The 2,106-nt window shown below is 43.7% G+C and carries 1 protein-coding gene; it reads right to left on the bottom strand.

Annotation, left to right across the window (positions count from 1 at the left end; genetic code table 11):
* Positions 1-191 precede the first annotated feature (191 nt).
* Positions 192-1,910, bottom strand: a complete 1,719-nt coding sequence (locus HWQ41_RS06800) for a diflavin flavoprotein (RefSeq protein WP_292760893.1) — start codon at positions 1,908-1,910, stop codon at positions 192-194.
* Positions 1,911-2,106: the final 196 nt, after the last annotated feature.

Here is a 2,106-nt window from a genome sequence, read left to right as displayed (position 1 = left end):
GTAGTAAGGAGTTAAGTCCTTACTAGGAACTTGCTTACCCATCAATTTAAACTTGACAGACTACTAGGGACTAGGGAAGAGTTTTCCCAATACCCAATACCCAATACCCAATACCCAATACCCAATACCCAATACCCAATACCCAATACCCAATACCCAATACCCAATCCCCAATCCCCAATCCCTAATCCCTAGTAGTAATTACCTACTTTGCGATGACGAACGGCTGTCAATCCATCGTTTTTGGAGACACGACCTTCTTGGACGGTGCAGTATAAAATCCAGTGGTCGCTGCATTCCATGCTGGTCTGTATTTCACATTCCATGTATGCCAAAGCATCTGCCAGAATCGGCGAACCGTTTTTCGCGGTTTGAGTTTTTACTCCTGCAAAGCGGTCAGCACCGGGATGTAAGCGCTTGAGGAAGTGCTTTTTGAGTTCTTGAAAATTGCCTTCTTCCAAAACGTTGAGGACGAAGCGATCGCCTACTTGCATTAAGGAATCAATGGCGCGGTCTTTCGCAACGGCAATTGTTAATCCTAAGGGTTGCAAACTGGCTTGTGTTACCCAAGATGCCAGCATTGCACTTGAAACATTATCTTTTTTCGTGGTGACTATATATAGTCCACTGCTAATGCGACCCAGCGCTTTTTCCATGTTGACATCAAGGGACTTGATTTGCTTGATGTTGCGATCGCGCACTAGCAATTGTCCAATGTCTTTACCCGCTTCTTCACACAACTGGAATGTTGATGCTGTGGGAGCCTCTCTAATCCGAATCGCTGGGAAGGCTTCTTTGATGCCAGAGTTGAGAAATTGTCTGCGGAGTGTATCAATGGGTTCATCATCCCCACCGTAACATTCAAACAGCCCAATCAGTTGCTTGTTCTTGGCGACAGCTAGCACCGAACTGATACTAGCTTGGGCGGCGGCGCTTGTAGTCGGGGGCATCCCGATAATGATGCCAGCTGCTCTACCAGCTAGTTCTTGAATTTCTTGGCTCTCAGCAGTACTTAGATCCAGTACTTCTACCCCAACGCCGGTTTTCAGTATACCTTCGGCAATTGCGTGACCAAGGCGTTCGCCATACCCGTAATCTGAGACAAAAAACAAGCCAACTGTTGTTTCTGCTTTAGCTTGTTTTTGGCTCCAATTTTCGTAGCACCCGGTTAGAACATCTAAATGGTGGTATAATAATGGGCCGTGACCGTTGGCGATAATATTAATCTTTCCGAGATCACCCATCCGCTTCATCGCATTCAGCAGCGAACGAGCGTTAGGGCCCATCAAGCAGTCGTAGTAAAATCTAAAGTCAGCTTCGATCGCTTCTAAATCTTCGTCGAAGGTGCGATCGTCACAAAAGTGCATCCCAAAAGCATCACAGGTGTAGAGAATTTGGGTTTTGCGGTCAAAGCTAAAGATTGTATCCGGCCAGTGCAGGTTAGGCGCACTCACGAATTCCATTTCGTGTCCTTTGCCGATATCGATGCGATCGCCAGTTTTTACAACCCGCTTAGAAAAAGGATCATGTACTAAGCCTTCCAAAAACTGAAGCGCAACTTTTGAGGCTAAGACGGTAGCTCTAGGAGCTAACTGGAGGACATCTTCTACTAAGCCGCTATGGTCTGGCTCTGTGTGACTAACAATTATGTAATCAATTGTTTTGGGGTTGACAAGACCTTTTAGAGTCTCTAAATACAGATTGCGAAACTTCTGGTGAGAAGTATCAATCAAAACTGTTAGTTCACCCCTAATTAGATATGAATTGTAGGTTGTACCGTTTTGCAGTCCGAATTCGATATCGAAGCGATCGCGGTCCCAATCAAGAGAGCGAATCGCCGTTGTGTTAGGGGCAATTTCTACAGTTTGTATAGTTAGCCGATGTTGAACGTTCTCTGCGATCGCTACCATTATTCGTCTCCGAGCGCAAATTAACAGGTTTTTCTTCTGCCCCCATTGTCCCTATTTTTTTTTTTTTTTATTGTAATGAATATCAGTTTTTGAAAAACTTAACTTGTATCAATTTTTACTGTTTTTTAGCAAAAAATATAACTCAAAAAATATACTAAATATTAATTTATTCCTCAAATTTTACTGAGTATTTAAT

The sequence above is a fragment of the Nostoc sp. NOS(2021) genome (genome assembly GCF_017115025.1).
Lineage (GTDB): Bacteria > Cyanobacteriota > Cyanobacteriia > Cyanobacteriales > Nostocaceae > Nostoc.
Note: the sequence above shows the minus strand (reverse complement) of the source record. Positions and strands in the feature narration are given on the sequence as shown.

What these genes read in the sequence shown, in the direction of transcription:
- HWQ41_RS06800 (WP_292760893.1), bottom strand. Translation starts at nt 1,910, where the DNA reads ATGGTAGCGATCGCAGAGAACGTTCAACATCGGCTAACTATACAAACT.